This is a genomic window from Pseudomonas salomonii, assembly GCF_900107155.1.
GTDB lineage: Bacteria > Pseudomonadota > Gammaproteobacteria > Pseudomonadales > Pseudomonadaceae > Aquipseudomonas > Aquipseudomonas salomonii.
In genome coordinates, this window is the sequence record NZ_FNOX01000006.1 from 1 (window position 1) to 26,810 (window position 26,810).

Annotated in this window: 21 protein-coding genes and 1 pseudogene; 14 read left to right on the top strand and 8 right to left on the bottom strand. The window is 61.9% G+C overall.

Features of this window, described 5'->3' with window-relative positions; all coding sequences use genetic code 11:
* From BLV67_RS14520 to BLV67_RS14535, 4 genes are all read left to right on the top strand, one after another.
* Positions 1-235: Rid family hydrolase (locus BLV67_RS14520; RefSeq protein ID WP_244160717.1), on the top strand; the 235-nt coding region annotated here is incomplete at its 5' end.
* Positions 236-442: 207 nt separating this feature from the next.
* Positions 443-1,069, top strand: coding sequence for a hypothetical protein (locus BLV67_RS14525; RefSeq protein WP_244160718.1), 627 nt, complete (start codon positions 443-445; stop codon positions 1,067-1,069).
* The gene (locus BLV67_RS14530; RefSeq protein ID WP_056861314.1) at positions 1,066-1,584 is read left to right on the top strand and encodes a hypothetical protein; all 519 of its coding nucleotides are present in this window, start codon (positions 1,066-1,068) and stop codon (positions 1,582-1,584) included. The genes BLV67_RS14525 and BLV67_RS14530 overlap by 4 nt, the downstream gene beginning before the upstream one ends.
* Positions 1,581-2,087, top strand: coding sequence for a hypothetical protein (locus tag BLV67_RS14535; protein ID WP_065931176.1), 507 nt, complete (start codon positions 1,581-1,583; stop codon positions 2,085-2,087). The genes BLV67_RS14530 and BLV67_RS14535 overlap by 4 nt, the downstream gene beginning before the upstream one ends.
* Positions 2,088-2,130: 43 nt before the next feature.
* On the opposite strand, the pseudogene BLV67_RS14540 reads toward BLV67_RS14535, so the two are convergent.
* Both BLV67_RS14540 and BLV67_RS14545 read right to left on the bottom strand, forming a co-directional pair.
* A pseudogene (locus BLV67_RS14540) lies at positions 2,131-2,358 on the bottom strand (TolC family protein); the annotation flags it as partial.
* 120 nt (positions 2,359-2,478) lie between these two features.
* On the bottom strand, positions 2,479-3,273 hold the full coding sequence (locus BLV67_RS14545) for a helix-turn-helix transcriptional regulator (RefSeq protein ID WP_069788348.1): 795 nt from the start codon (positions 3,271-3,273) through the stop codon (positions 2,479-2,481).
* Positions 3,274-3,777: 504 nt separating this feature from the next.
* Here BLV67_RS14545 and BLV67_RS14550 point away from each other — a divergent pair.
* Positions 3,778-10,035 carry a non-ribosomal peptide synthetase gene (locus BLV67_RS14550; protein WP_069788338.1) on the top strand — a complete coding sequence of 2,086 codons (6,258 nt, stop codon included), beginning with the start codon at positions 3,778-3,780 and terminating at the stop codon, positions 10,033-10,035.
* Between the two features lie 50 nt (positions 10,036-10,085).
* Here the strand turns inward: BLV67_RS14550 and BLV67_RS14555 are convergent, their stop codons facing one another.
* Positions 10,086-10,388 (bottom strand): DUF6124 family protein, encoded by a 303-nt coding sequence (locus BLV67_RS14555; protein ID WP_065931173.1) that lies wholly within the window; start codon positions 10,386-10,388, stop codon positions 10,086-10,088.
* Positions 10,389-10,927: 539 nt separating this feature from the next.
* On the opposite strand from BLV67_RS14555, the gene BLV67_RS14560 reads away from it, so the two are divergent.
* Positions 10,928-11,824, top strand: coding sequence for a hypothetical protein (locus BLV67_RS14560; protein WP_141722766.1), 897 nt, complete (start codon positions 10,928-10,930; stop codon positions 11,822-11,824).
* A gap of 34 nt (positions 11,825-11,858) precedes the next feature.
* Here the strand turns inward: BLV67_RS14560 and BLV67_RS14565 are convergent, their stop codons facing one another.
* The 3 genes from BLV67_RS14565 to pmrG form a co-directional block, all read right to left on the bottom strand.
* Entirely contained in the window at positions 11,859-13,376 is a 1,518-nt protein-coding gene (locus tag BLV67_RS14565) for an ArnT family glycosyltransferase (RefSeq protein ID WP_069788336.1), read from the bottom strand.
* 26 nt (positions 13,377-13,402) lie between these two features.
* Complete coding sequence (gene arnT, locus BLV67_RS14570; protein ID WP_069788335.1) at positions 13,403-15,061, bottom strand: lipid IV(A) 4-amino-4-deoxy-L-arabinosyltransferase; 1,659 nt, start codon at positions 15,059-15,061, stop codon at positions 13,403-13,405.
* 187 nt (positions 15,062-15,248) lie between these two features.
* The gene (gene pmrG / locus BLV67_RS14575) at positions 15,249-15,923 is read right to left on the bottom strand and encodes a lipopolysaccharide core heptose(II)-phosphate phosphatase PmrG (RefSeq protein WP_065931169.1); all 675 of its coding nucleotides are present in this window, start codon (positions 15,921-15,923) and stop codon (positions 15,249-15,251) included.
* Between the two features lie 274 nt (positions 15,924-16,197).
* On the opposite strand from pmrG, the gene BLV67_RS14580 reads away from it, so the two are divergent.
* The 7 genes from BLV67_RS14580 (at position 16,198) to BLV67_RS14610 (ending at position 23,723) form a co-directional block, all read left to right on the top strand.
* The gene (locus BLV67_RS14580; RefSeq protein ID WP_069788334.1) at positions 16,198-16,854 is read left to right on the top strand and encodes an ABC transporter ATP-binding protein; all 657 of its coding nucleotides are present in this window, start codon (positions 16,198-16,200) and stop codon (positions 16,852-16,854) included.
* 1 nt (position 16,855) lies between these two features.
* Entirely contained in the window at positions 16,856-19,318 is a 2,463-nt protein-coding gene (locus BLV67_RS14585) for an ABC transporter permease (RefSeq protein WP_069788347.1), read from the top strand.
* Positions 19,308-20,372 (top strand): lipocalin-like domain-containing protein, encoded by a 1,065-nt coding sequence (locus BLV67_RS14590; protein ID WP_069788333.1) that lies wholly within the window; start codon positions 19,308-19,310, stop codon positions 20,370-20,372. Before BLV67_RS14585 ends, BLV67_RS14590 begins: the two co-directional genes overlap by 11 nt.
* A 139-nt stretch (positions 20,373-20,511) precedes the next feature.
* Positions 20,512-21,501: a hypothetical protein gene (locus BLV67_RS14595; protein WP_069788346.1), complete on the top strand. Its 990-nt coding sequence runs from the start codon at positions 20,512-20,514 to the stop codon at positions 21,499-21,501.
* A 2-nt stretch (positions 21,502-21,503) separates the two neighbouring features.
* Positions 21,504-21,860 (top strand): hypothetical protein, encoded by a 357-nt coding sequence (locus BLV67_RS14600; protein ID WP_065931167.1) that lies wholly within the window; start codon positions 21,504-21,506, stop codon positions 21,858-21,860.
* A gap of 100 nt (positions 21,861-21,960) precedes the next feature.
* Positions 21,961-22,143 carry a hypothetical protein gene (locus tag BLV67_RS14605; RefSeq protein ID WP_240035009.1) on the top strand — a complete coding sequence of 61 codons (183 nt, stop codon included), beginning with the start codon at positions 21,961-21,963 and terminating at the stop codon, positions 22,141-22,143.
* A gap of 137 nt (positions 22,144-22,280) precedes the next feature.
* Positions 22,281-23,723, top strand: a complete 1,443-nt coding sequence (locus tag BLV67_RS14610; RefSeq protein ID WP_069788332.1) for a hypothetical protein — start codon at positions 22,281-22,283, stop codon at positions 23,721-23,723.
* A 50-nt stretch (positions 23,724-23,773) separates the two neighbouring features.
* On the opposite strand, the gene BLV67_RS14615 is transcribed toward BLV67_RS14610, so the two are convergent.
* Both BLV67_RS14615 and BLV67_RS14620 read right to left on the bottom strand, forming a co-directional pair.
* Positions 23,774-24,874 carry an SMP-30/gluconolactonase/LRE family protein gene (locus tag BLV67_RS14615; protein ID WP_069788331.1) on the bottom strand — a complete coding sequence of 367 codons (1,101 nt, stop codon included), beginning with the start codon at positions 24,872-24,874 and terminating at the stop codon, positions 23,774-23,776.
* A 2-nt stretch (positions 24,875-24,876) separates the two neighbouring features.
* Positions 24,877-25,548, bottom strand: a complete 672-nt coding sequence (locus BLV67_RS14620; RefSeq protein ID WP_069788330.1) for a sterol desaturase family protein — start codon at positions 25,546-25,548, stop codon at positions 24,877-24,879.
* Between the two features lie 321 nt (positions 25,549-25,869).
* On the opposite strand from BLV67_RS14620, the gene BLV67_RS14625 reads away from it, so the two are divergent.
* On the top strand, positions 25,870-26,793 hold the full coding sequence (locus tag BLV67_RS14625) for a substrate-binding domain-containing protein (protein WP_069788329.1): 924 nt from the start codon (positions 25,870-25,872) through the stop codon (positions 26,791-26,793).
* The last annotated feature ends 17 nt before the right edge of the window (positions 26,794-26,810 follow it).

The window sequence follows — 26,810 nt, forward strand, 5'->3', positions numbered from 1 at the left end:
CACCACCGCCTTGGATAATATCGAAAAGGTGCTGGCCGAGGTCGGCGGCAATCTGGCCGATGTGATCATGCTGCGTCTGTACATCGTCGAGTCCGTCCGTGAGCAGCAGGAGCCCATAGCCCAGGCGCTGCGTGAGCGCTTCCCGCACAACCCGCCGCCGTCTTCGTGGATTATCGTCAGCGGGCTGTCGTTGCCTGAGTGGTTGATCGAGATCGAGGCGGAAGCGGTGATCTGAACACGGTTTTTCGAATGGCGAGCGGTGTTGCTCGTCAGCAGTAGTCAAACCGCGAATGCCCCCGTACCATTCGCCCCCTCGCAGTGACGCGAGGTGCAGCGCCAGGAAGGCTCATCCCATGTTTGCCCTGACCGCCTGCAGTTATTTTTTTGCCCGTGTTCAGGATCCGACATGTTTTGTTTCCCCAGGCCCCAGGCCTTGTTCTTAATGGCATTAGCCCTGACGGGGTGCGGCACTCAGTCCGCGTCGCTGGTCAGTCAACCGTTGCAACCTGGCCCTCAGGAACCGGTGGCTTATCTGGTCGGGTCAATCGGCCCACAGAACTTCAACGCTTCCCCCGCACCTAACCAGCGCCTGCTGTTTCGCAAGCGCGGTTCTGAGTTCGGCGCTGCGTCGGTATGGGTCGGTATGGGGCAGCAAACGCCTCAGGATGTGAAAGACGCAGCCGGTGCCGCCAGCGTGTTCGTGCTGACGCTCAAACCTGGAGATTATGAATTTTACGATTTTCAGTTCTTCTCCAGTAACTATTCCCCCACCCTTGGCACCACCTACACCTCGGTCCAGGCGCGAGAAAAGTTCAACCTGCCGCTGCGCTTGCAGGCCGGCAAGGCCTATTACCTCGGAGAGTTTCGTTCGCTGTGCCTCGGTGCTTCCCTGTGCGCCTTTCGCTGGCGCGATCAACAAGGCCGCGATGAACCCCTCGCGCGCCAGTACGTTCCGGGCTTGCCGAGCCTGAAGGTACTGGCCCTGGATTATCGCAGCGCCGCCCCTTATATCATCGCGCCGTTACCTGTCGGCGCGGACCAGAACACCCTGCACGAGACTCGTCCATGAACCGTCTTGTTACCCTCAGCGCCGTGGCGCTGCTGACGGGGTGTGCAACCACCCACACGCTGCCTGAACGGGCTTTGCCTGACGGCAAGGAATACCTCAAGCCGATCCACGTCATGATCGATGACCCGCTCAATGCTGCGCAATTTCGTAACCAACTGCGTGAAACCGGGGTGTTTCGCACTGTCGAAAGTGGCCGGGGCAACCCCGAGGACTATTCGGTGTGGGTCCGGTTCAATGTTCAGCGCGACATGCCGCCTTTTCCTCTGGTACTGCTGAGCGCGGCAACCCTGTTCCTGCTGCCCTTGTCGGTTAGCGTCGACACCACCACTGAGTTTTCCCTGCAACATAATGGCAAGCAGCTCAAGCAATACAGTTACCGCAACGTCACCCATAAATACTCTTGGCTGCTGGATGGCCCCGGCGCAATGGAGCAGCAAAACGTCCACCGCGTCGCACGCGCCTTTGCCGAAGATGTACAGCGCGACGGCCTGCTGCCTGAGGAGCATGCACAATGATCAGAGCTTCTGTGTTGGCTGTCGTGCTCGTGCTTGGCGGTTGCAGCACCGCCCTCAAACCATTGGATTACAAGGCCGAGCGCGCCTATGTACCGATGAGCGTCACTATGCCATCGCCCGCGTCGCGGTTTGAGCAGCAACAGCAGCGCGAAGTCATACAGCGCTTGCGTGATACCGGTGCCTTCAGCTTCCTTGATGGCGGCTTCAGCAAGACCGGCTACAGCCTGTTGGTGGATCAGGGCGGCGGTAAAGGGGCCGGCGTGCTACCGGCACTGCTCGGTGCGTTAACGCTGCTGACCGTGCCTGTGCCTTATACCTACGAGCGTCAGTTGCACGGCTCGTTGTACAAGGACGGTCAGCTGTTGAAGACCTACGCCTACAAGCGTGGTGGTTGGACGGCTACGACCTGGTACATCCCCATGACCGAGCCGCGCAGCGAAAGTGAAATGCTCAGTGAAATGATGCGCGACCTGGACCGGGATCGCCTTATTCCCTACCAGTAATAACCGGTCACTCGCACCCACACCCGAACAACGGCGGCGTATTTCAGCCGGCTTTTCCTTCGTTATGCGCAGGTGCCACCGGGGAAATATCGGCTGCGGCAGTCGGGCTTGGGTAGACGCTCCAGGCGCCGCCCAGTGCCGTGTACAGGTTGACCTTCGCGACCAGTTGCGCCAGCCGATCGACGATCAGCGCCTGCTGCGAACTGAATAACGAACGCTGTGCATCCAGGAACGTCAGGTTGCTGTCCACGCCGCTGCGGTAACGGTGCCGGTCAGATCGCCCGGTACTTTCTGGCGCTTGCCGGCGCAGCGGGCCGCTGGTACTCGGGGATCAGCGAGCAACCGCCGAGCATCCAGGCCATGCCAAGGGTGGAGAGGGTGGCTTTTTTCATCAGGCGCCAACCATCCATTTGGCCAGGCCATGGCGCCCACTCACGCCGAGCTTGGCGGCGGCGCGCTTGAGGTAGGTCTCGATCGAGCTGTTTTTAACACTGAGCTTTTCCGCCATTTGCGGCACGGTGCCGCCAGTCAACAGGCCCAGGCACACCTCCTGTTCACGCGCCGACAGGGTGATATCGCTGAGGGACAGACGCTTGTAGAACTCGCGTTGTAAATGTGACTGTTCCAGCTGGCTGTGGTCCGGTTCGGCCTGGCTGTGGGGGGCCTGGCGCACAATCTGCGCGTGCCGTTCCAGCAAAGGCAACAGGGTGTCCGACAAGCACTTGAGAAACGACAACTCAGCCAGTGAAAAGCCCTGTTGGGTCGGCGGGCGGTAAAACGAAATCACGCAGCGTCGGTTGCCCTGGCGCGACACCAGGTTGCACTGGTGCGAGGTGCCGCGCGGGTGCGCGCCGTTCGCCTTGGCCTTCATCTGGATCAGCAACGGGTCTTGCATGCGCAGCATTTCCCGCAGCAGCGGGTGGTCATTGAGCGCATGCACCGGCTGGGGCGCCGGCAGGTGTTTTTTCAACCCGGCGCTGCCCAGCAGCTGGATATCGACCGCGCTGTCACGTAATTCGTCCAGGGTCCATTCACTCAGGTCGACCAAGTGGATCGGTACCCATTTATCCACCAGATGCAGCATGTTGGCGGCGAAATGTTCCTGGCCGCTGTTTGAAATCAATTCACCCATTTCGGCGTAGAACTGCGGGCTGTGGGCGCCGCCAATAGTAGAAGTCAGACTCATAGCCATCTCATCCTTGATGTGGAAAACCGTCATCGGGTGCCCTGGGTCTGTGTGGGGCGGCCCGTACTCCTTGAACGTGACTTTTCTTTAACGTCATTCGGCGTTCGAGATTTCATTTAGCCATAGCGATTTGTCCTACGTATGTAGCGGAAACGAGGGACACAAGCTGCCATAAAATCCACGTCATTAATTCGACGCTTCAGACGAAGTATTCCGCCTACGAAGAGCCGTGACTCAACATTAGATTTATTTAAGCTATTGATATTTAAAGTAAATGTTAATGATTGCGACAGGCCTGGAAAAACTGGCCACGGCCAGATGTAGCCAATTTCCTACAGCGCTTTAATCGTTTCAGCCGTCAACCATCAGCCAAGCCCGTTTCTATCCATTTGAATGTCCGGGTTTCTGGGGTCAGACACCCTCGGAGCTGCATGCTCAAATCCGGCAATTTTGGCGAAATGGGCCCGTGCACGGCCGTGCCTGACTCCTATTGAGAAGGATCTTATGAAGCATTCCCCAAGCTTCCCCCTCACTGCCGCCCAGCAGGACATCTGGCTCGACCAACTGCGAGCGGGCGACTCACCGCTGTACAACATTGGCGGCTATGTCGATTTTGCCGGGCCCGTGATGCCGGAACTGATCCAGCGCGCCGTCGAGTTGCTGGTGGCCAGGCACGATGCCTTGCGCACCCAGTTGCACAGCGATGCCTATGGCTTGCCGCGACAGACCTTCGACGCTGCGCTGACGGTGCAGGTACAACGGCACGACTTCTGTGCGCTGCAAGAGCCACAGGCGGCAAGCCAGACGCTGATGCAGGCGCAAATGGCCCGGCCCTACGCAATGAGTGGCGAACCGCTGTTCCGGTTTTTCCTGGTCAAGCTCGATGACGATCACTACCGCCTCGGCACCCAGGCCCATCACCTGATCCTCGATGGCTGGGGCTTTGGCCAGATGCTGCAATCCCTGGCCCGCCTGTACACCGACCTTGAGCAGGGGCGGCAACCGGAGCCGTACGCACCGTCGTATATCGACTTTATCGACACCGACCAGCGTTACCAGGAGTCGGCCCGTTACGCCCGCGACCGCGCTTACTGGCTGGACAAATACCAGGTGTTGCCCGAGCCGTTACTGACGCCGCGCCACAACGCCCCGGCGCCGAGCAACACCTGGGTGGAGCCGTTTGCGGTGACGCTGCTCAATCGCATGGAACAAGTCGCCAACCGTTACCAGGCTTCGGCCTTCCATGTGCTGCTGGCGGCGCTGTACGTGTATTTCACCCGCACCAGCCAGCGTGATGAATGGGTGGTGGGGCTGCCGATCCTCAACCGTTCCAACGCACGTTTTCGTTCCACCGTGGGCTTGTTCACCCAGGTCAGTGCGGTGCGCTTTCAGTTCGCCGCGCACTTGCCGTTCAGCGCGCTGGTGCGCGGTGTGCGTGACCAGCTCAAGCAGGATTTTCGCCACCAGCGTTTTCCCCTGAGCGAGATGAACCGAGAGCTGGGCCTGCGCCGTACCGATCGCGGCCAGTTGTTTGATTTGTCGGTGTCCTTTGAGCAGGACGATCACGACCTGCGTTTCGGCCAGGTCCAGGCCCGCGCGATCAAGGTTTCCAACCACCACGAGTTGCTGCCGATTGCCTTCCACCTGCGCAGCAACCGTTATCAGGACACCGCGTGCCTGCACTGTGTGTACAACGAAGCGTGGTTTCGCGAGGACGAGGTGCAGGCGTTGGCGCGGCGCTTCACCTGGCTGCTGGAGCAGGGGTTGGCCAATACCGCGTTGCCGCTGGCTGAATTCGCCCTGGTGACGCCGGCCGAACAGCTCCGGTTGCAGCAATGGAATGCCACCGCACACGCGCATGCCGGTACGCAAACCCTGCATCGACGCATCGAGGCGCAAGCGGTGCGCACGCCCGACGCCATCGCGGTGGCGCATCTGGGCCGGCAATTGACCTACGCCCAGCTCGATCAGCAGGCCAATGCCCTGGCCCACCAACTGCTCGAACATGGCGTGCAGGCGGATGACCGCGTGGCCATTGTGGCGCGGCGCGGGCTCGAAACCGTGACCGGGTTGCTGGCGATCCTCAAGGCCGGCGCCTGCTACGTGCCGGTGGACCCGGCCCATCCGGCCGAGCGCCTGAACTACCTGTTGCACGACAGTTCACCGGTGGCGGTGCTGACCCAGCACGACTTGCTGGCGCGCCTGCCGATGCTCGACGTGCCGATAATCCGCCTGGACCTGCCGACCCATGGCCGCAGCGACAGCCCACCGGTGGCGGTCACGCCGTCGAACCTTGCGTATGTGATCTACACCTCAGGCTCCACCGGTTTGCCCAAAGGCGTGATGGTCGAGCACCACACCGTGTCCAACCTGGTGGACTGGCACTGCCGCGCCTTCAACCTGCACGCGGGCAGCCATACGGCCAGCGTCGCCGGCTTCGGTTTTGACGCGATGGCCTGGGAAGTCTGGCCGGCGTTGTGTGTGGGCGCGACCTTGCACCTGGCGCCCGTCCAGGACGATGCCCAGGACATTGATGCGCTGCTCGGCTGGTGGCGTGCGCAGCCGTTGGACGTGTGCTTTTTGCCGACCCCGGTGGCCGAGTATGCCTTCAGCCAGCGCCTGCAACACCCGACCTTGCGCACTCTGCTGATCGGCGGCGACCGCCTGCGCAGCTTCAGCCGCGCGCAAACCTATGACGTGATCAACAACTACGGCCCCACCGAAGCCACGGTGGTCGCCACTTCCGGGCTCGTCGCGGCGGGCCAGGGGCTGCATATCGGCGCGCCGATCGACAATGCCACGGTGTACTTGCTCGATGAACAGCAGCGCCCGGTGCCGATTGGTGTGGCGGGCGAGCTGTATATCGGCGGCAAAGGTGTGGCGCGGGGTTACCTGAACCAGCCTGAACTGAGCGCCGAGCGCTTTGTGGATGACCCGTTCAACGCGGGCCGGATGTACCGCACCGGCGATTTGGCGCGCTGGCTGCCCGAGGGCAACCTTGAGTACCTGGGCCGCAATGACGACCAGGTGAAAATCCGTGGCGTGCGCATCGAGCTGGGGGAAATCGAATCTGCGCTGGCCGGCCATCCGGCGGTCCAGGAAGCGGTGGTGCAGTGTCGCGAAGGCCAACTGCTGGCCTGGTTTGTCGCCCGGCACAGCGTCGAAATCGAAGCGTTGCGTGCTCATCTGCACGCTTCGCTACCCGATTACATGCTGCCGGCGGCCTATGTGCAGTTGCACGCGTTGCCCCTGACCGCCAACGGCAAGCTCGACCGCAAGGCGCTTCCCGCGCCCACGCCACACGCCTTTGTCACGCGGCTGTTCGAGGCGCCGCACGAGGGCGCGGAAACCCTTCTGGCGCAGGTCTGGGCTGAGTTATTGCAGGTGCAGCAAGTGGGGCGCCACGACCATTTCTTCGAACTGGGCGGCCACTCGCTGTTGGCGGTGCAGTTGGTGCAGCGCATGCGCCAAGTGGGCTTGCATGCCGATGTGCAGGTGTTGTTCGGCCAGCCGACGCTTGCCGCGCTGGCGGCGGTCAGTGGCGGCAGCGAGGTCCAGGTGCCGGGCAATCGTATTGCGCCAGGTTGCAGCCACATCACCCCGGACATGCTCGCACTGGCCGAACTCGACCAGCCGAGCCTGGACCGTATCGTCGCCGGTATCCCCGCAGGCGCGGCCAATGTGCAGGAAATCTACCCGCTGGCGCCGTTGCAGGAGGGCTTGCTGTACCACCACCTCACGGACGAGCGCGACCCCTACCAGCAACATGCGCTGTTCAGTTTTGCCCGTCGCGAACAGGTGGAGGCGTTTGCCCAGGCGTTGCAGCAGGTGATCAACCGTCACGACATCCTGCGCACCAGCCTGGTGTGGGATGCGCTGGAACAACCGATGCAAGTGGTGTGGCGCCAGGCGCAGTTGCGCGTCGAACCGCTGCACGCTCAACACGCACCGCTGGATTTGCGCCAGGCGCCGCTGATGGCGCTCGATTACGCCGAGGAGCCGCACAACCAGCGTTGGGTCGCCAGGTTGCGCTTCCATCACCTGGTCAATGACGCCACCTCGACCACCGTGCTGGTGGATGAAATTCGCGCCCACCTGCTGGGCCAACAGGCGCAATTGCCGGAACCGGTGCCTTACCGCAACGTGGTCGCGCAGACCCGTTCGGCAGCGCGCCAGGCGGCCCATGAAGCGTTCTTTCGCGAGCGCCTGGCCGACGTTGACGAGCCGACCCTGGCGTTCGGCTTGCAGGAGCGCCAGGCCAATCGCGGCGACATCGAAGCAGCCGAACGGCCCCTGACCGACGCCCTCAACCTGCGCCTGCGCGCTCTAGCGCGAGCGCTTGGGGTGAGTGCCGCGAGCCTGTTTCACCTGGCCTGGGCCCAGGTGCTCAGCCGGGTGGCGGGCCGCGATGATGTGGTATTCGGCACCGTGTTACTCGGCCGTTTGCAAGCCGGCGAGGGCGCTGATCGAGCCCTCGGCATGTTCATCAACACCTTGCCGCTGCGCCTGCGTCTGGCCGGGCAAAGCGTGGTCGCTGCGCTGGCAGACACCCATGCGCAACTGAGCGCGCTGGTCGCCCATGAACAGGCCTCCCTGGCGCTGGCCCAGCGTTGCAGCGGCACATCGCCGTTGTTCAACAGCCTGCTTAACTATCGGCACACGGCGGCAGACCGAGACCTGAACCTGGTGCCGGGCATTGCCCTGCTCAGCAGTGAAGACATCCTCAGCTACCCGCTGATGCTCACGGTCGACGACATCGCCAGCGGCTTTCGCCTCACGGCCAAGGCGCCGCGCAAGGTCGGTGCCGAGCGGTTGCTGGGTTATCTCGAGACGGTGTTGCATGGCCTGGCGGATGCCCTTGAACAGGCGCCGACCACACCCCTGCGCGAAGTACAGGTGCTGCCGGCCAGCGAACTGAAAAGGTTGTTGCTGGACTTTAATGCGACCCACACCGACTACCCCGAAACCCTCACCGTCCAAGCCCTGTTCGAAGCCCATGCGCGGCAGATTCCCAATGCCATTGCGGTGCAGGCCGGCGAACGGCAATTGACCTACCGCGAGCTCAATGAGCGCGCCAACCAGCTCGCCTTTCACCTGCGCGAGCGCGGCGTCCGGCCGGATTCGCGTGTGGCGCTGTGCGTCGAGCGCGGGCTGGAGCTGGTGGTGGGGTTGTTGGCGATCCTCAAGGCGGGTGGCGCCTATGTGCCGCTGGACCCGGGCTATCCGCGCGAACGCCTGGCCTACATGCTCAGCGACAGTCAGCCCGTGGCGTTACTGGTGCACGCGGCCACCCGTGACTTGCCCGGCGAGGTGTCGATGCCCGTGATCGACTTCGACCGCTGCGCCTGGAACCAGGCACCTGTCGGCAACCCGTTGGTGCCCGGTTTGAGCGTCGCCAACCTGGCCTACGTGATGTACACCTCCGGCTCTACCGGCACGCCCAAAGGCGTGATGATCGAGCATCGCGGCTTAAGCAACCTCATGCACTGGGGCTCCCGGCTGTGCCCGCATGCCCAGGGCGGCGCCTTGTTGCAACGTGCGCCGTTCAGCTTCGATGGCTCGGTGTGGGAGCTGTTCTGGCCGCTGACCAATGGCATGCGCCTGGTGCTCGCACGGCCCGATGGGCACCGTGAACCGGCGTACCTGGCCCAGGTGATCCGCGAGCAACACATCAGCGTGATCAAGTTTGTGCCGGCGATGTTGCAGCAGTTTCTGGAACTGGAAGCGTCGGCGCTGTGCACCAGCCTCACCGACGTGCTGTGTGGCGGTGGCGAACTCACGCAAGCCCTGGCCCGAGGCGTGCAGGCGCGGCTGCCCAACGTGCGCTTGCATAACGTCTATGGCCCCACCGAAGCCACGGTGGACAGCAGCGCCTGGACCCTGGAACCCGGCGCCGCCGTGCCGGCCGTGCAATTGCCGATTGGCCGGGCGATCAACAACACCCGTCTGTATGTGCTGGATGAACATGACACGCCGGTGCCCATGGGCGTCAGCGGCCAACTGCACATCGGCGGCGTCGGCGTTGCGCGGGGTTATCTGGGCCTGGAACAGATGACCGCCGAGCGCTTTATAGACAGCCCGTTTGTGGCCGGTGATCGGCTGTACCGCAGCGGCGATCTGGTGCGCTACTTGCCCGATGGCAACCTTGAGTTCCTGGGGCGCAATGACTTTCAGGTCAAGCTGCGGGGCGTGCGCCTGGAACTGGGCGAAATCGAATCACGCCTGGCCGCGCACCCGGCGCTGCGGGACGTGGCGGTGCTGATGCGTGATGAGCGTTTGGTGGCGTACTTTACCTTGCGTGGGCAAACGCCCGGCCTGGAAGCCTTGCGTGCGTATGTGCTGGAACAGTTGCCCGAGTACATGGTGCCGGCGGCCTTTGTGCAGCTTGATGAACTGCCGCTTAACCCGGCCGGCAAACTCGACCGCAAGGCCCTGCCGGCGCCTGGGTTGGAGGCGGTGGTGAGTCGTGCCTATGAGCCACCGCTGGGTGAGGTGGAAACCCTGATGGCGGGCATCTGGGCCGACGTGTTGAAGCTTGCACGGGTAGGGCGTCACGACCACTTCTTCGAGCTGGGCGGGCATTCATTGCTGGCGGTGACCCTGGTGGCGCGGATGCGCAAGGCTGGGTTGGAGGTGGATGCGCGCACCCTGTTCAGCCAGCCGACGTTGGCGCAATTGGCGGCCTGCACCACTGCGCAAGTGGAGCGCGTGGAGGTGCCGCACACCGCGATCCCCCAACTCAACCGCCGCCGGCGGATCTGAAGCCTGGAGGTGGGCAATGTGGGAGCCAGCTCCCACACTTTTAGACACAGTCAGGCAGTTGGTTTTGAGGGGTTCAGGCACTCGATAGACCGGTCCACCGTGGTCTTGGCCACCTCAAGCAAATGCCACACCGCCAGAATCTTCGCCCGCTGGGGGCTGGCCAGCAGATCACCGCAATTGAGCGCGGTCGCTGAAGCGCTGTCGAGCAAGCTGGCGGTGTAGAGCAGGGCATCTTCGAAGCTCAGGTCTTCGATTTGAACACCTTTGGAGGGCAGGTAATGGTCGATGGCGCGATTGAAAGCGGCGCGGTCTTTGGCGGAATTGCGGGGTGGGTCGGGGACGACTTTTTTCATGGTGTACCTTCGTGTCGGATTAGGGACGACACCCTTCGCGACTAAACGAGGGTGGCGGCTGTACGCAGGTTAGTCGACCGGCCCAACACGCAAAATCCGGCGCACCCGAAGGTGCCCTGCGCACAGCCACCATAAAACCTCATGGAGGACCATGCACGCGTTGGAAGGTCGGGCGACTAAACCCGATCACTGATAAGCAGTGACGGATCGCAGACTAGCCATCGATTCCAACAGGCACAAGGCGGCAGGGATTGTCTAGGAAACGTCCTGCAATTAAAAGGGACACGCCTTGCTGGCCTTTTACAAACCATGACCAAACGCCATCAACCGCAGGTTCCGATTTGATCGTTCCCACGCTCCGCGTGGGGATGCAGCCCGCGACGCTCCGCGTCGCACGTGCGCAATGGGAACGATCACCAAAGGCCATCAACCGCAGGTTTCGATGGAACCTTTTGCGCCGTCGCCACCAACACACTGTGCAGTTTCGCCTGAAACGTCAGCCCTTCGACGCTGTTGGATTTTGATGGACAACGTGGCTCATGACCCCAACGCTTGGACACTTTCAGCCTTTCATACAGGCGCGCTTGCCGACGTTGCCTGCTCCTCGCACGGAGGCCGACACCTCCAGCCTGCCGACGCGCGGGCAAACACGGCCGGCGGACGATCTGCGCTCAGCCACGCAAATCTACAAGGACAACCCCATGCTGGGCACGGGCATCATGTCCCGCGCCTTTGGCTGGAACCCGCAAAGGCGTCAGCGCCAAACCCGATTGATCACCCACTTGAAGCGACAGGTGGGCGACTTTACCGCCGCCAACCCAGACCCGGTGTCACGTGCCAACGCCATGTATCGCCTGGCGCGGGTGATCCACCACATTGACAACGACCCCTGCCTGCGCCGGGTCAAAGGCAGTTATCCAGGTGATGGGCACCTGGACGTGCAGGGTATGAAGGGGTTTGCGTCCGAGGTGGACCGCCTGACTCAATTCGCCGAGCAAGGTTACCGCGTGCTCGGGGAGGGCAATCGCGGGGTCATCTGGCCCAGGCCAGCGCCCCACGGGCGTGCAGCAGGTGACCGACGCTTGGTGCAGGCAATCACGGTGAATCCCTTGTTCAAGGCACTTGATGATGTGCTCGACGGGAACGAACGGCTCGCCTTCAAGGTGCTCGTAGGCGGTGACTGGAACGACCCCCGCTTACCCGCCGATGTGCGCGCAGCCAGTGCCGCGAAGGCTGAACACGTCCTTGAATTCATTGACCAGCAAGGCGGCGCCCATTCCACTGCCAGTAACGGCGAAATAGACGGAAAGGTGGAAGACGTTCCTGATCTTCCTGCGCCTTACCTGACGCGCGAGCATTTCACGTACCCCGGTTCCGAAGCACGGCGGTTGTCGGATTTTGCTTATGTCGGTTATGCCGTGTTTGAGAAGCGCTAGCGGCATTCCAGCCAGGGTGACGCCGATAATGCCGTCAGCGTGGCGTTGGAACAAACGCCACACTGCCCCCCGAGCGCTTCTGGAACAACCGCTCGCCATTGTCCGGCTGCGTGGTAATCACCCTGTGATCCGCGCCCAGGTAGGCCAGCGGCGTCGGGTCTTCCTTGGAATACTGCGCGACGATAATGGTGCGTTGCGGGTCGAAGCCCTGGCCGCTGGTTTTTTCCAGCCAGGCCATGAATGCCGCGCTGTCGCCCTGGCGGGGGAAGTCCTGGGTTTCGCTGACGTAGTAGAACGGCTTGCCGCCATTTTGCAGGTACATCGGCACCTTGTTGTCGACTTCTACCATCACCATCTGCCAGTGAGCCCACGGCGCAGTTTTGACCGCTTCGGCCTGTACATCATCGGCGAAGCGGGTCACGCCGCCATTGCCGGTGACCCAGGGATAGATGCCGCCGAGTACCAGCAACAGCAAGCCTGCCGTTAAGCCGAAACCTTTTTGCCAACGTGGCCAGCTGGCGGTTTTTTGCTCCAGGCGCTCGCTCAACCACCAGGCGGCCAAGAGTTGGGCAAAAGGCACCAGCGGCAACACGTAGTAGCTACGTCGGCTGCCGCTGGCGGTGAAGAACACGAACAGCAGGCCCAGGCCCCACACCAGCCAGCGCACGTTCGGCGGCGTTTGGCGCCAGTTGCGCAGCGCCAGCCACAGGCCCAGCAACCAGCAAGGTGCCCAAGGCAAGGTGTAGGCGGGCAGGTAGATCAGGTAGGTGTAGATCGGCCCCATGTGGTCGAACGGGTCGAAGAAGCGCACCACGTTTTCCTTGAACACCAGTTCAAGGCCACTCTCGCCGTAAGTCGGCGCGCCGTAGAGGTGGGACAGCACGAAGGGAATCGCGTAAAACGCCGCTGCAATCAGCATGGCCAGCAGCAGGCGCAGGTTGAGGTGGCGCTTGTAGCGCTGCTCGCTGAGCAGGTGCGGCAGCAGCACCAGGCCCGGCAGCACAAAACCGATCAGGCCTTTGAACAGCGAAGTGGCCGCCAGCAGCAGGAAAAATACCGTGTAACGCCCCAGCCGCGTGTCGTCCGGCCCGCGCCAATACCACCACACCGCCGCCAGCACGCCGCACACGGTGAGGATATCGGCCGTGGCCACGCGCGCCCAGAACAGAAAGTAGAAGGTGGTGGCGAGCATCCAGCCGGCAATCAACCCGGTGCCTTTGCGAAACAGGCGTTCGCCAATCAGGTACACCAGCCAGATGCTCAGCCATGCCGCGATCACCGACGAAAGGCGCAGTGACCAGGGCCCGAGCCCGCCCATCAGGTTGGCGAAGCCGGTGATCAGCCAGTAAGAGGGCAGGGGTTTGTCGTAGTAGGGCGCGCCCTTGAGGTAGGGGTCGAAGTAGTCACCGCTTTGCAGCATCTGCAACGCGATGTTGGCCCAGCGGGTTTCCGGCCCCCACAAGTCGCGACTGCCCAGGCCCAGCAGCAGGAGCAGCGCCGAGACGCCCAGCAGCAGCACCAGGGCGCCGCGTTCGGTTTTGAAAACACTCATGGGCGGCTCTCAAGGCAGACGTAACGTTAGGGAAGCTGCGGATAGATAATCAAGAGCAGGGCGCCTTTGCGATAGCGTTTGCCACCCGGTGGCAGTTGCCCTTCTTCGCGGTGTTCGCTGGTGCTGCGCACGCGCATCAGCACACCGACCGAGCCTTGCTGACGCGCCTGCGCAAGCCAGCTCTGCACGCTGTCCAGGTCGACCTTGCGGTGCACCGAGTCGGCGTACTGGAGGCCATAACGCAGCTCGCCTTCGGTGTCGTAAAACGCCACTTCCGTGCGGCCCAGGCGCCAGGACAAGGCCGACGCCGAGCCCAGCTCGTTGCTGATCAAAGCATGGGTTTGTTGCAATTCATCCAGATGCTCAAGCACGAACTGGTCGGGCATTTCGGTATCGGTGATCATCGCCGGCATGCCCGCCGGCAGTAACGCCACCAGCAAGCCGATGCCCAGCGCCGGCATTGCCCACAGGGTCAGCGGGCGCAGCGCTTGCAGCAGGTTGGCAAGGATCCAGGCCAGCAATACGATAAACGCCAGCGACAGGCTGAACATCTCCGCGTGGCTGTTGCCGTACATCGGGTTGCAGATTTGCAGGTAGATCAACGCCACCATCGCCGCCAGGCCAATCACGGCGTTGACCAGCCCGTTGATCAGGATCGCGCGGGCCTTGCCTTGCCGGATCAAGTCGATCAGCGCATGGCCCATCAACAAGGCCAGCGGCAGCAGGCACGGCATGATGTAGGTGGGTAATTTGCCGCGGCTCATACTGAAGAAGGCCAGGGGCAACAGCAGCCACAGGGCCAGGAACACGATGGCCGGCTGGGCTTTGTCTTTCCAGGTCTTGATCAGTGTGGCCGGCAGCAACGCCGCCCAGGGCAGGCAGGCGACCACCATGATCGGCAGGAAGAACCACCAGGCCCGCGCATGCTGGGCATTGGCGGAAGAGAAGCGACGGATATGCTCGTGCCAGAAGAAGAAGCGCCAGTAATCAGGCTCCTGCACGTGAATGGCCAGGGCCCACGGCACACACACGATGGCGGCGACCACAATCGCCAAAGGCCCGTAGCACAGCAGTTCACCCAGGCGGCGCTGCCAGAGGATGTAGGGCACGGCGATCAGCACGGGCAACAGCCAGGCCAGAAAGCCCTTGGTCATAAAGCCCATGCCGCAGGCCACGCCCAGCACTGCCCAGGCACCCAGACGAGCACGCGGCGTGCGGCTGTCGAGGGCAAACCACAGCGCTACCAGGCTGAGGTTGACCCAGAAGGTGAATTGCGGATCGAGGTTGGAATACCCCGCCTGCCCGGCCACCAGCCCGAAGCTCATGTAGAGCAGGGCGCAGGCGAAGCTTTTGCGCGGGTCGTTCCACAAGCGGCGGGCGATGAGGTAGGCCAGCACCACGCTCAGGCCGGTGGTCAAGGCCGACGCCACACGCACGCCGAACAGGTTTTCGCCGAACACCGCCTGCCCGAGGGCGATCAGCCAATAGCCGGCGGCGGGTTTTTCGAAATAGCGCACACCCATGAAGTGCGGTGCGACCCAATTGCCGCTCTGCAGCATTTCCTGGCTGATCTGGGCATAGCGGGTTTCATCCGGGATCCATAAACCGTGCAGGCCCATGGGCAGTAGATAGAACACCGCGAAGGCCAATAGCAATAGAGGTAAGGGTTTAAGCAGTCGAGTCATGAAAACGTCACTCCTTGACGTTTAATGGTGAAGTAAGCAGATATGTAAAAGTTTGTAGGAAGAATCACAAAGTTCACTAAGTCGATGAAAAAAATCATGACGTCCAATAGTAGCGGGCGTAGTTGAACATGCCAGAAGAGGGCTGTCGTTTTGCTGAACATGAAGAAAGTTATAGGTAAAAAAGTGTCTATAGCTTTTTAAGTACGGCGGACCAGGCCGGGCCTTTCATGATGCCAAGCGTCTCGAATTTGCCGTTGCCCAGTACGCGTACGAACAGGGCACTGCCGTACTCGGCAAACGTTGCGCGGGGGTAGCCCAGGGCGCTTTCGAAGTCGGCAATACAGCCACTGTGGGTGACAAAAACGAGGTTGCGACCAGACCGTTTGCGGCTGAGCAGTTCTTCATCGATGTCCTCGCCGCAGATGGTCTTTTCCCCTGGGGTCAGCTCGGCTTTGCCGAACATGAAGTGCGAGGTCTGTACCGTGCGCAAGGCCGGGCTGGCAACGATGTCGGTGTTTTCCAGGCCCAGTAGTTTGAAGGCCTTGCCCACTTCTTCGGCGCGCTGGGTGCCGACGGTCGTCAGGCCTTCAGGTGCGCCGAAGCAGGCATTGGCCGAGCGGTCGCAGCGCTCTTCGTGACGCACCAGCACGATCAGGTCGCCATCGCGCCAGGCCGGCAGCACTTGTGAGGTCAGCAGGCGGTTATCGACGCTCAGGTCGCGCGGCGAGAACGGCCAAAACAGGAAACCGGCGAGCAGCAAGCCGATAACGGCAAGGCCCGCCCACCACTTTCGCAGGCGCTTGAGATAGCCCCGGCGTGAGCGCGGTTTGGTCAGGGTAAGGTCAACCACATCATTCACCATGGGCACTGTCTTCAGTGTTTTATTCAAATAGGCGCAACGCACTGACGGATGCCCGTAGTTGAAGCGGAGCGTGTCATAGCGCTGCTGTCTTTTGGCTGAACACCCAGCCGTTAGAAGTTGCCGTGGGCGGCAACTAACAAGTTGCCGACTATCGATACTGGGGGGCAATTTAGAGGGGTGAGGGTGGGCAAGCAGTGAAATCGATGTGAAAAATTTGCATGGGGTCGTCAACCAGCCGTTATGCTCGTTTGCAGTCCTTTAAACGAGCGTGTTTATGTTGCAGGTGCAAGGTGTTGTTAAGAGCTACGCCACCCCGCAAGGTCCACTGCCGGTGCTGGCGGGTGTCGACCTGTACCTGGGCGAACATAGCAGCCTGGCGCTGATGGGCGAGTCGGGCAGTGGCAAAAGCACGTTGTTGCATCTGGTCGCCGGGCTCGACCGCGTGGACAGCGGCACTGTCCAGGTGGGCGAGCAGCGCCTGGACCAACTGAGCGAGGCGCAACTGGCCCATTGGCGGCGTACCCAAATCGGCCTGGTGTTCCAGCAGTTCAACCTGATCGGCAGCTTGCGTGTCGACGACAACCTGGCGTTCCAGGCCCGCCTGGCCGGGCGCTTCGACCCGCAATGGCAGGCGCAGCTGGTTGAGCGCCTGGGCCTGGGCGACTTGCTCAAGCGTTATCCCGAACAACTCTCCGGCGGCCAACAGCAGCGGGTTGCGGTGGGCCGTGCGTTGGCCTCGCGCCCCGGCTTGTTGCTGGCGGATGAACCCACCGGCAACCTCGACGAGGCCACCAGCGATGACGTGCTGCAATTGCTGCTGGACCTGCTGCGAGACAGCCCCACCAGCCTGTTGATGGTGACCCACAGCCCGCGCATCGCCGCACGCCTGGACCGCCAGGTGGTGTTGCGGCATGGCCGTGTGGTCGCGTGAGATGAGGGTATTTTATTGGGCACTGCGCGCACTGTTGAGCCATTGGCGGCGGCACCCGGTGCAGTTTTTCAGCGTGCTCACCGGCTTGTGGCTCGCCACCGCACTGTTGACCGGCGTGCAAGCCCTTAACAGCCAGGCGCGTGACAGCTATGCACGTGCCAGCCAATTGATCGGCGGTGAACCCCAAGCCAGCCTGAGTGCGCCGGACGGTGCGAGTTTCCCGCAGGCGCTGTTTGCCGAACTGCGCCGTGCCGGCTGGCCGGTGTCGCCGGTGGTGCAGGGGCGGCTGCAGCTCAAGGGGCATGAAGAGCTGCGCCTGCAATTGATGGGCATCGAACCGTTGTCCTTGCCCGGTGGCGGTGCGGTGGCGGGGCAGCGCTTGAGCCAGGCGCAGATGCTCGGGTTTTTCAACCCGCCGGGGCAAACCTGGATCGCTGCGCAAACCTTGCAGGCGTTGGGGTTGCAGGCCGGTGAGCAGCCATTGACGGTCAGCGGGCAACGGTTACCACCTTTACAGGTTCAGCCCGACATGGCCCCCGGGCTGTTGCTGACCGATATCGGCTTCGCCCAGCCACTGTTGGACATGCCGGGGCGCCTGTCGCGCCTGTTGGTGGACAAGGCCTTTGCCGCCACCCAGCCGACGCCGCCTGCCGCGCTGCAACTCAAGCAAGGCGAGGACAACAACCTTTCGCGCCTCACCGAAAGCTTTCACCTGAACCTCGATGCCTTGGGCTTTTTATCCTTTGTGGTCGGCCTGTTTATTGTCCACGCCGCCATCGGCCTGGCCCTGGAGCAACGCCGTGGTTTGCTGCGCACCTTGCGTGCCTGCGGGGTCAGCGCGCGCCTGCTGATCGTCAGCCTGGCGGTTGAGCTGGGGGTGTTGTCGTTGCTGGGCGGCGTGCTGGGGGTGATCAGTGGTTACCTGCTGGCCAGCCTGTTGCTGCCGGACGTGGCCGCCAGCCTGCGCGGCCTGTATGGCGCCGAGGTGGCGGGCCAGTTGAACCTCAGCCCGTGGTGGTGGCTGGCCGGCTTGGGCTTGAGCCTGCTCGGCGCACTGCTTGCCGGTGCCGGCAGCCTGTGGCGTGCGGCCCGTTTGCCCTTGCTGGCCCTGGCCAATGCCCAGGCCTGGCACGAGGCGCATGGGCGCTGGCTGCGCCGTCAGGGTGGGGTGGCGGCTACCGCGCTGGCGATTGCACTGCTGGCGCTGTGGTGGGGCAACAGCCTCGCCGCCGGGTTTGTGCTGATGGCCGCCTTGCTGCTGAGCGCGGCGCTTGGCCTGCCGGTGGTGCTCAATGGCTTGTTGACGGCGGTGCTCGGACGCAGCCGCTCAGTATTGGGCCAGTGGTTCCTTGCCGACTGCCGCCAGCAGTTGCCGGCCTTGAGCCTGGCGTTGATGGCGTTGCTGTTGGCGCTGGCAGCGAACATCGGCGCGGGCTCCATGACTTCGGGGTTTCGCCAGACGTTCAATAACTGGCTGGAACAACGCCTTACCGCCGAGCTGTACCTCAACCCGCAGAATCCGGCCCAGGCCGAGCAGCTTTCCAGCTGGTTGGCGCAGCAACCGCTGGTGCAGGCGGTGCTGCCGACCTGGCAGGTGGCGGTGCAATTGCAGGGCTGGCCGGCAGATGTGTTCGGTGTGGTCGATGACCCGACCTATCGCCAGCACTGGCCGTTGCTGCAAGCGGCGAGCGCGCCTTGGGACCAACTGCTGCAGGGCGATAGCGTGATGCTCAGCGAGCAATTGGCACGCCGCCTGAATGTGCGGCTGGGCGACGCCATCCAGCTCCCCACGCCGCAAGGCGTCTGGTCGCCAACAGTGGTGGGGGTTTACGCCGACTACGGCAACCCCAAGGGCCATCTGCTGGTTAATTCGCAACACCTGCTGGCGCACTGGCCGGGCCTGGCACCGGCACGCTTCAACCTGCGCGTACTGCCCGGCAATGTACCGGCGCTGGTGCAGGAGGTGCGGCGCGCCTTTGCCCTGGAGGACAGCCGCATCGTCGATCAGCAGCAGCTCAAAGGCTGGTCGAGCCAGGTGTTCGAACGCACCTTCGCCGCCACTGCCGCACTCAACAGCCTGACGTTGGGTGTCGCCGGTGTGGCGCTGTTTATCAGCCTGCTGACCCAGAGCCAAAGCCGCCTTGGCCAACTCGCACCGCTGTGGGCGCTGGGCGTGACGCGCCGGCAACTGATGTTGCTCAACCTCGGCCAAACCTGGCTGCTGGCGGTGTTGACGCTGGTACTCGCCTTGCCCTTGGGCCTGCTGCTGGCATGGTGCCTGGACGCGGTGATCAATGTGCAGGCGTTCGGCTGGCGCTTGCCCTTGCAAGTGTTTCCGTGGCAGCTGGCGCAATTGTTGGGGCTGGCCATGCTTGCCACGCTGCTGGCCTCGGCCTGGCCACTGTGGCAGTTGTACCGCAGTCGCCCGGCGGATTTGCTGAGGACCTTTGCCAATGAAGATTAACCCCTGGTGCTGGGCCGCCGTATTGCTGTTGACGGCCTGCGACAAAGCCCCCGCGCCGCCGGAAAGCTTCGCCGGCCTTGGCAGCGAGGCGGCGGATTTTGCCCAGGTGGTGCCTGGCAAGGTCTTCAGCTTTCCCGAAGACCACGGCCCGCACCCCGGCTTTCGCATCGAATGGTGGTACGTCACCGCCAACCTCAAGGACGAGCAAGGCCGTGTGTTCGGTGTGCAATGGACATTGTTTCGCAACGCGCTGAAGGCCGGGCCGGTACAGGCGGGCTGGCGCGACGCGACGATCTGGCTGGGCCATGCCGCCGTCACCTCCGCCACCCGCCATTACGCTGCTGAGCGCTACGCCCGTGGCGGCGTTGGCCAGGCCGGCGCCCAGGCAGCGCCGTTCACGGCCTGGCTCGACGATTGGCGTTTTGCCACCCGACCAGGTTCCGCCAGCGCCTTGGCCGATATGCAACTCAAGGCCGCAGGCCCACAGTTCGCCTACGATTTGCACCTGACCTCCAGCCGCCCGCTGGTGCTGCAAGGCGATAACGGCTACAGCCGCAAATCCGACCAAGGCCAGGCGTCCTACTACTACAGCCAGCCGTTTTTCACGGCGACGGGCAGCGTCCGTATCGACGGCACCACCTACCAGGTCAGCGGCCCGGCCTGGCTCGACCGCGAGTGGAGCAGCCAACCGCTGGCCGCCAGCCAGACCGGCTGGGACTGGTTCTCCCTGCACCTGGACCGTGGCGAGCAGTTGATGCTGTTTCGCGTGCGGCAAAAGGACGGCGCGGGTTACCTGACCGGCACCTGGATCGACCAGCAAGGGCACACGCAGACCCTGCATAACGCCGATATTCAGCTCACACCGCTGGCCACCACCGAGGTTGACGGGCGCATTGTGCCCACGCGCTGGTCATTGAAAATTCCCGGCAAACAACTGGACATTACGCCCCAGGCCGTCAACCCGAAGGCATGGATGAACCTCAGTATTCCGTACTGGGAAGGGCCGGTGCAGTTTGACGGTGGTGTGGGGTATCTGGAAATGACCGGCTATTAATCGCGGTTTTTTGTAGGCGATTTTTCTCTGCCGAGTAGGCAACTTCCCAAATGTGATTTCCCGCGCCTGCCCTTGTGTGCGGGCCGCCTTCACTTGCCTATATTCCGACGCCATCTTCATTGCATCCGGGATGGAAGGCATGGCGCAGGGATTTATCAATGACCGCACAACGGACTACAACAGTCTGAAATCCAGGGCGATGGGCGGGGCGCCAAATCGTCAGCGTTCTGATCACTTTGACGTGTTGAACCGGCACTTGCGTACTGGCCTGGTGACTCCTGGGCAACTGGTGATTATCCCTGACGACTTCAGCTTCAGCTGCCGCAGTGAAGAAGCCTGGTTGATGCGTTATGGCGAGCAGATCCGCTGGCGGCTGGAGCCATCGGCCGGCTCGGCGGTGATCAATAACTACGACTTGCTGCAGAGTTTGCTGGCGAATGGCTCGATCGGTATCGGCAGCGCCACGTCGGCGTGGGCGCGGCATCTGGATGAGGTGGCGCAGACCCTGGAGGCGATTGAGCGCTTGCATCAGAGGTTGAAGGGCGGGGGGTTGGACCGAGATGAGTTTGCTCGTCAGCGCCAAGGGCTGTTTCGGCAGTTGGACGGGCAACTGCAAGGCGCGGCGCGGTTTGGCACGGGGCTGCGGGGCAATCAATCGTTGAAGAAGGTGTTGGGGATTTCGACCAGAAGCTACCTGCATAAAGGTGAGATTGCGGGGTATGCGCAGCGGGTCGGGGCGGTGGCGCAGGTGTCGAAGTGGTTGGGGAAGGGGACTTATGTGGGGTTGGCCATGGATGTGGGGGTAACAGGATTGGAGGTCAAGGAGGCGTGTATGACGGGAAGGGAGGCGCAGTGCAGGCGGGCGAAGTATGTGGAGAGTGGGCGTTTGGTAGGCGGGGTAGTGGGCGCGGCTGGCGGCGGTATTTTAGGCGCTGAATTAACGCGTCGCGCATGCACCTTTTTTTTGGGTATTGCGACTAGAGGGAGCGGCGCCCTGAGTTGCGGAGTAATTGGCGGTGCTGCGGGAGGATATTTAGGAGGCAGTAAAGTCGGTGATGGTGGGGCGTGGTTGGGCGGTACGATCATAGAAAACGATGGTGATTTGATATTCCAGCCGGAGGGCGCTTAACCATGGATTATTTTCTCGTCTATACCGCTGTGATGGTTGTTGGAACGTTCATCGTTTTGGGGCTGATGCTATTTGCTGGCTGCACAAAGCTCGAAGCACTCGAAAGCTACTTCAGTGAAAACGCAGAGGTGCGCAAATATCAGCAACGCTGGCGACCTAACCAGCGGTTCGTCAGGTTCAATCGCATGGGCCTGATGATTGACATTCTTCGCAGGCCTAAACACTCCGTGAAAGAAGGTCTTGTGACCGAGGCTGAATTAGCCGCCATTCCATTAACACTCAAGCGTTGGGCCGTTTGGCCCTATCGCCTTGTGATGTTTTGGTCGATCAGTTGGGGCTATTGGGGCACTTGGCTGTAGACGCAAAGGATTTGAGATCAAAGAGGCGTGTGGAAACGGGAGGGTTGGTGGCAATAAACGTTTTTGGAGACGAAAGGAGTGGATAGACAGGCAGTACCGCATGTTGCTGATTTTTGAGTTCCTGTCCGATTCAAAGCGCCACGTGAAAGCCGGTGTTGTGACCGAGGACGAACTGGCGTCTGTGCCTTTGGCGCTCAAACGTTGGGTGGTATGGCCTTATTACCTGGGGGTTTATCTGGCTGATCACAACCGTGGTCTGGTCCGTTTGGCGCAGGTGGGGTGACCTACCTATTTGAAGGAGGTTAATTTTTTTCTAAAAAATACTGTTCATGCATACAGTATTGTTCTACATTCCATCCCAGGTGACCGGATGTCACCGCTCACCTGAGCATCAATTTTTTAACTATGGATGGATAAAAAATGAAACCAACCAAAGCTCTTATGCTGGGCGCGGCCATGATGGCCTCCTGCTTTATCTCGGCCTCTGCCCTGGCCGACCTGAACCTTCCCAAACTCACCCCCGGCACGGTCAGCCAAAGCGAGATTGACGCGCTCAAACCTGGCGGCACGCTCACTGCGGTGCCGATGTCGGAGGCGCTGCGGCAAAAGCTGCTGGATGCACGGGACGGCAAGGCCAAGGCGGTTACCAAGGCTGCCAAATCCGCACCGTTCAACACCGTTATCGGCACGTTGAAAAAGCCGAGTCAGAGCGAGCTGAAAAGTGCCGCAGTCGCCGACTTTGTTCCGCTGTTTCCGACCCTGGATATCAACACCCTCTACACCATCAGCGAAGTGCAAACGGGCCAGGATTTCCCTTACCACTTCAACCTGCCAAAAAGCGCGCGGGTGCTGGTGCAGTTGATCAACCAGAGTGCCGGCGCCGACATGTCGCTGAGCCTGTTCCGCGATGACGGCCAAGGCAACCTGCAACTGCTGGCCACCGCCGATAACGCCGGCAATGCCGATGAATACATCGACGGCGTGCTGCCGGCCGGTGACTACTACTGGTACATGGTGGCCAAGACCGCAACCAATGCGCAGTTCAGTTTTGGCGTGGCGGCAGACACCAACATCGATGCCTTCGAGCCCAACGACACGGCGCAAGATGCTTTTGCGCTGCCGGACACCATGAACAAGGTGAGCGGCAACCTCGACAACGCCAACGACGTCGATTACTTCGACTTCAAGGCCGTGCGTGGCCAGGCCGTGAGCATGTACCTGGCAGGCGATGACAGTGGCAGCCGTAACCAGTGGATCTTCGAGCGCTTTGATGGCGTCAACTGGATCGTCGTGCCAGCCGGCTCTACCTCCACTTACCCGAGCGTCACGCCGGGTACCACCGTCAAGGTGCGTGTGCGGGCCAACCCGGCCGTGACGCAGGACCCGAGCAAGTACTACAAATTGAGCCTCGGCTCTGCGCCACGCCTGAATAGCTCGCAGGTAACCGGTGACAACATCGTGCGGGTGCCGGCGTCGATATTCTGGATGGCGACTCAGGCGGGGCGCACATTGAACTGGACCACCAACTGGTCCGATTCCACAGGCGCGCCACTGCTCGGCGTCACACCTGTGCTGCGTGTCGACAAACGCTTTGAGGGCACCGAGTTCCATTGGACCGACTTCAAGGCCACCACCAACAGTGCCGGCACGTCCCAGGCCAGTGCCGCGCTCGGTACCTGCTTTGGCGATAACCGCGTGCAGTACCCGGACAGCAGCACCGGCGTGCAGTACACCTGGGACACCACCTTCAACTTCGGCGGCTGGCGTATTGAGCTGGACGAGTTCCCGGGCGTGGGTGTCGGCGGTGACAATGTGCAATATGTGACCTTTGGGCACATCTGCACCCAAAACATCATCCATTGATACCGTGATGTAAATCAGAAGGGGCAGCCTGAACAGACTGCCCCTTTTTGTTATTCGCCGGCCAGCGCCAGCTTCAAGGGCAGGCGCGCCATGCTGGTGCTCGTGAGCGAGCCCAGGTACAACCAGTCGCCGTATTCGCGTGCGGTAGTGACCGGCGAGTAATTGCCCGCACTGCCATCCTGCAAGTTGGCGATGACCTTGCCATCGGTGTCCAGCCCCAGTACGAAGGCTTTGCGCTCGATGGGCTTGGGCACCACCATCAGTGCGCGCACCATCACCTTGCGCAACAGTGGGTAGCCGGCGAAACCATCCAGCAACGGGTTGCGTGGCGAATACAGGGCGGCCCAGAAGCGATCGCGCCCGTTGAAACTGAGGTTGTCCGGCAGGCCCGGCAGGTTGTCGATAAATAGGTCATGGGTGCCGCTGCGCTCGCCCTTGAGCCAGTAACGGCTGATGCGGTAGGCGCCGGTTTCATTCACCAGTACGTAGTTTTCATCCGGGCCCAGGGTCACACCATTGGCAAATTGCAGCCGGTCCAGTAACACCTCGGTGCGGCCGTTGCTGAAGTCATAGCGCAGCAACCGGCCGTCGCCGCCATGCTCGATCACCGCTGTGCCGTCCTGGCCGTAGCCCCAGCGGCTCGATGCGTCGCTGAAGTAGGCATAGTGCCCGCCGGCGTCGACGGTCACATCGTCGGTGAGACCAAAGGGCACGCCGTCAGCGCTGCTGCTCAACAGTTTGAGTTGACGGTTGGCATCCAAGGCGAGCAACCCTTTTACCCCGTCGGCAATGATCAAGCGCCCATCCGGGTGTAACGCCAGGCCGAGCGGGCGGCCGCCGGTGTTGGCGAGCACCTCCAGGGTGTGGCTGTTTGGCGAGGTGCGGATAATGCGCCCGTCCTGCAGGCCGCTGATCAGAAAACCCTGGGGGTCGAGCAGCAAGGCTTCGGGGCCGGCGATGTCCTGGGCGCCGATTTTTTCAATGCCCTTGAGCCGCTGGTTCTCGGCGTAGGCGCCGTTTTTCAGCGAGGGCGCCGTGGGCGGCGACCAGTTCACCGGTTGCACGTTGGTCGGCATCAGCAGCAGAAAAGCGATGACTGCAAGCAGCAGTACGAACAGCAAGTGGCGCAATTTTTTGGGACGGGTACTCATGACTATTCCTGGTTGTCGTGGGCGTTCGGTTCCCAGTGCAGGGTGCCGAACAGGTAATCCATCAGCGGTAGGACGATATTGAAATTGCGCCCCTGCATCAGCTCACGGCGATGGTGCAGGGCGTGCAACTGATGCATCTGGCGAATCCATGGCAGGCGCGCCACCGGGTGCTCGGCGGGCAAGTGCTCGCAGGCGTGAAACACTTCGTAAAGTAAATACCCAAGGATCATGCACCCGGCAAACAGTCCGGCGACGTTGGGGCTCAATTGTTTGGGCAGCCACCAGGCGGGCAGGGTGATCGCCAGGCTGTGCAGCACGATCAGCCAGGCCGGGAACAGAATCACCCGCCAGTCTCGCGGGCTGTCGTAGGTCATGTGGCCGGGAGTAAAAAAGCTGTGGTGGTCACCCGTGTGCCGCGCATAGAACAGCCGGGCCAGGCTGTGTTTGTGATGACCCAGGTGGCGGTGCACGAGGTAGATGCACAGGTTGAAGAACACCAGCGTCAGCGGCACGGTCAGCCACTGGAGCGCGGTGATGTGCGCGGTGGAGGACCAGGCCAGGGCGATGCAGACAAGGCCGTAGCCGAGCACGAAACCGGCGTGCAGCCAGGGGTTGTAACGGGCGCTCACGGCGGCGCGGTAGCCGGCGCGGAAGGTCTCGGTGGGGTGGGCCATGGCGGCACGCTCGGGTTTTTTGTTGGAGCCTGAGCTTAGTTGGTACGCGAGATAGTGCGAGTTTTTGCGCGGTACGTGGTTCAAGTGTGGGAGCTGGCTTGTGTGGAAACAGGCTTTTGTGGGAGCTGGCTTGCCTGCGATGCAGACACCTCGGTGTGTCAGGTAGAGCGAGTAGATGCTATCGCAGGCAAGCCAGTTCCCACACTTGAACCGTGGGCGACCAACGGGGGCTTGCACAGCCCCCATTTACTTGTTAGCTTCTCGCAAAATGTTAACGATAACATTTGCTCTAAAAATAAAAACAAAACAGAGAACCACGCCATGAAAATGCTCCCGAAAACCCTGTGTTTACTGGCTGTCAGCATCACCCTCGGCGCCACCACTACAGCGTTTGCCGACGCCGCCAAACCGATCCGCATCGGCGCCTCCTTCCAGGAAATCAACAACCCTTATTTCGTCACCATGAAAAACGCCCTGGAAGAAGCCGGCGCGACTATCGGTGCGAAGCTGATCATCACCGATGCCCGCCACGACGTGTCCAAGCAGGTCAGCGATGTCGAAGACATGCTGCAAAAGGGCATCGATATCCTGCTGATCAACCCCACCGACTCGGTCGGCGTGCAATCGGCGGTCAAATCTGCCCACGCTGCGGGTGTGGTGGTGGTCGCGGTGGACGCCCAGGCCGACGGCCCGTTGGACTCCTTCGTCGGTTCGAAAAACTTCGACGCCGGCTTCCAGGCCTGCGAATACCTGGCCAAGAACATCGGCGACAAAGGTAATATCGCGATCCTCGACGGCATCGCCGTGGTGCCGATCCTTGAGCGTGTGCGCGGCTGCAAAGAGGCGGTGGCCAAGCACCCGGACATCAAGATTGTCAGCATCCAGAACGGCAAGCAGGAACGTGACCAGGCGCTGACCGTCACCGAAAACATGCTGCAGGCCCAGCCGGGCCTCAAGGGTATTTTCAGCGTGAATGACAACGGCTCGCTCGGCGCCCTGTCGGCCATCGAAGCCAGCGGCCTGGACGTGAAACTGGTCAGCGTCGACGGCGCGCCGGAAGCCATCAAGGCGATCCAGAAGCCCGGCAGCAAGTTCATCGCCACCTCGGCGCAATACCCGCGCGATCAGATTCGCCTGGCCCTGGGCATCGCCCTGGCCAAGAAGTGGGGCTCGCAAGTGCCGACCACCATTCCCGTCGACATCACTTTGATCGACCAGGCCAAGGCCAAGGATTTCAGCTGGTAAATCGCCCCGGCCCCACG

Excerpts from the sequence above, each read along its gene's own strand:
- BLV67_RS14525 (WP_244160718.1), top strand. The coding sequence starts at position 443 with ATGGCATTAGCCCTGACGGGGTGCGGCACTCAGTCCGCGTCGCTGGTC.
- BLV67_RS14530 (WP_056861314.1), top strand. The coding sequence starts at position 1,066 with ATGAACCGTCTTGTTACCCTCAGCGCCGTGGCGCTGCTGACGGGGTGT.
- BLV67_RS14535 (WP_065931176.1), top strand. The coding sequence starts at position 1,581 with ATGATCAGAGCTTCTGTGTTGGCTGTCGTGCTCGTGCTTGGCGGTTGC.
- BLV67_RS14545 (WP_069788348.1), bottom strand. The coding sequence starts at position 3,273 with ATGAGTCTGACTTCTACTATTGGCGGCGCCCACAGCCCGCAGTTCTAC.
- BLV67_RS14550 (WP_069788338.1), top strand. The coding sequence starts at position 3,778 with ATGAAGCATTCCCCAAGCTTCCCCCTCACTGCCGCCCAGCAGGACATC.
- BLV67_RS14555 (WP_065931173.1), bottom strand. The coding sequence starts at position 10,388 with ATGAAAAAAGTCGTCCCCGACCCACCCCGCAATTCCGCCAAAGACCGC.
- BLV67_RS14560 (WP_141722766.1), top strand. The coding sequence starts at position 10,928 with ATGACCCCAACGCTTGGACACTTTCAGCCTTTCATACAGGCGCGCTTG.
- BLV67_RS14565 (WP_069788336.1), bottom strand. The coding sequence starts at position 13,376 with ATGAGTGTTTTCAAAACCGAACGCGGCGCCCTGGTGCTGCTGCTGGGC.
- arnT (WP_069788335.1), bottom strand. The coding sequence starts at position 15,061 with ATGACTCGACTGCTTAAACCCTTACCTCTATTGCTATTGGCCTTCGCG.
- pmrG (WP_065931169.1), bottom strand. The coding sequence starts at position 15,923 with ATGGTGAATGATGTGGTTGACCTTACCCTGACCAAACCGCGCTCACGC.
- BLV67_RS14580 (WP_069788334.1), top strand. The coding sequence starts at position 16,198 with ATGTTGCAGGTGCAAGGTGTTGTTAAGAGCTACGCCACCCCGCAAGGT.
- BLV67_RS14585 (WP_069788347.1), top strand. The coding sequence starts at position 16,856 with ATGAGGGTATTTTATTGGGCACTGCGCGCACTGTTGAGCCATTGGCGG.
- BLV67_RS14590 (WP_069788333.1), top strand. The coding sequence starts at position 19,308 with ATGAAGATTAACCCCTGGTGCTGGGCCGCCGTATTGCTGTTGACGGCC.
- BLV67_RS14595 (WP_069788346.1), top strand. The coding sequence starts at position 20,512 with ATGGCGCAGGGATTTATCAATGACCGCACAACGGACTACAACAGTCTG.
- BLV67_RS14600 (WP_065931167.1), top strand. The coding sequence starts at position 21,504 with ATGGATTATTTTCTCGTCTATACCGCTGTGATGGTTGTTGGAACGTTC.
- BLV67_RS14605 (WP_240035009.1), top strand. The coding sequence starts at position 21,961 with ATGTTGCTGATTTTTGAGTTCCTGTCCGATTCAAAGCGCCACGTGAAA.
- BLV67_RS14610 (WP_069788332.1), top strand. The coding sequence starts at position 22,281 with ATGAAACCAACCAAAGCTCTTATGCTGGGCGCGGCCATGATGGCCTCC.
- BLV67_RS14615 (WP_069788331.1), bottom strand. The coding sequence starts at position 24,874 with ATGAGTACCCGTCCCAAAAAATTGCGCCACTTGCTGTTCGTACTGCTG.
- BLV67_RS14620 (WP_069788330.1), bottom strand. The coding sequence starts at position 25,548 with ATGGCCCACCCCACCGAGACCTTCCGCGCCGGCTACCGCGCCGCCGTG.
- BLV67_RS14625 (WP_069788329.1), top strand. The coding sequence starts at position 25,870 with ATGAAAATGCTCCCGAAAACCCTGTGTTTACTGGCTGTCAGCATCACC.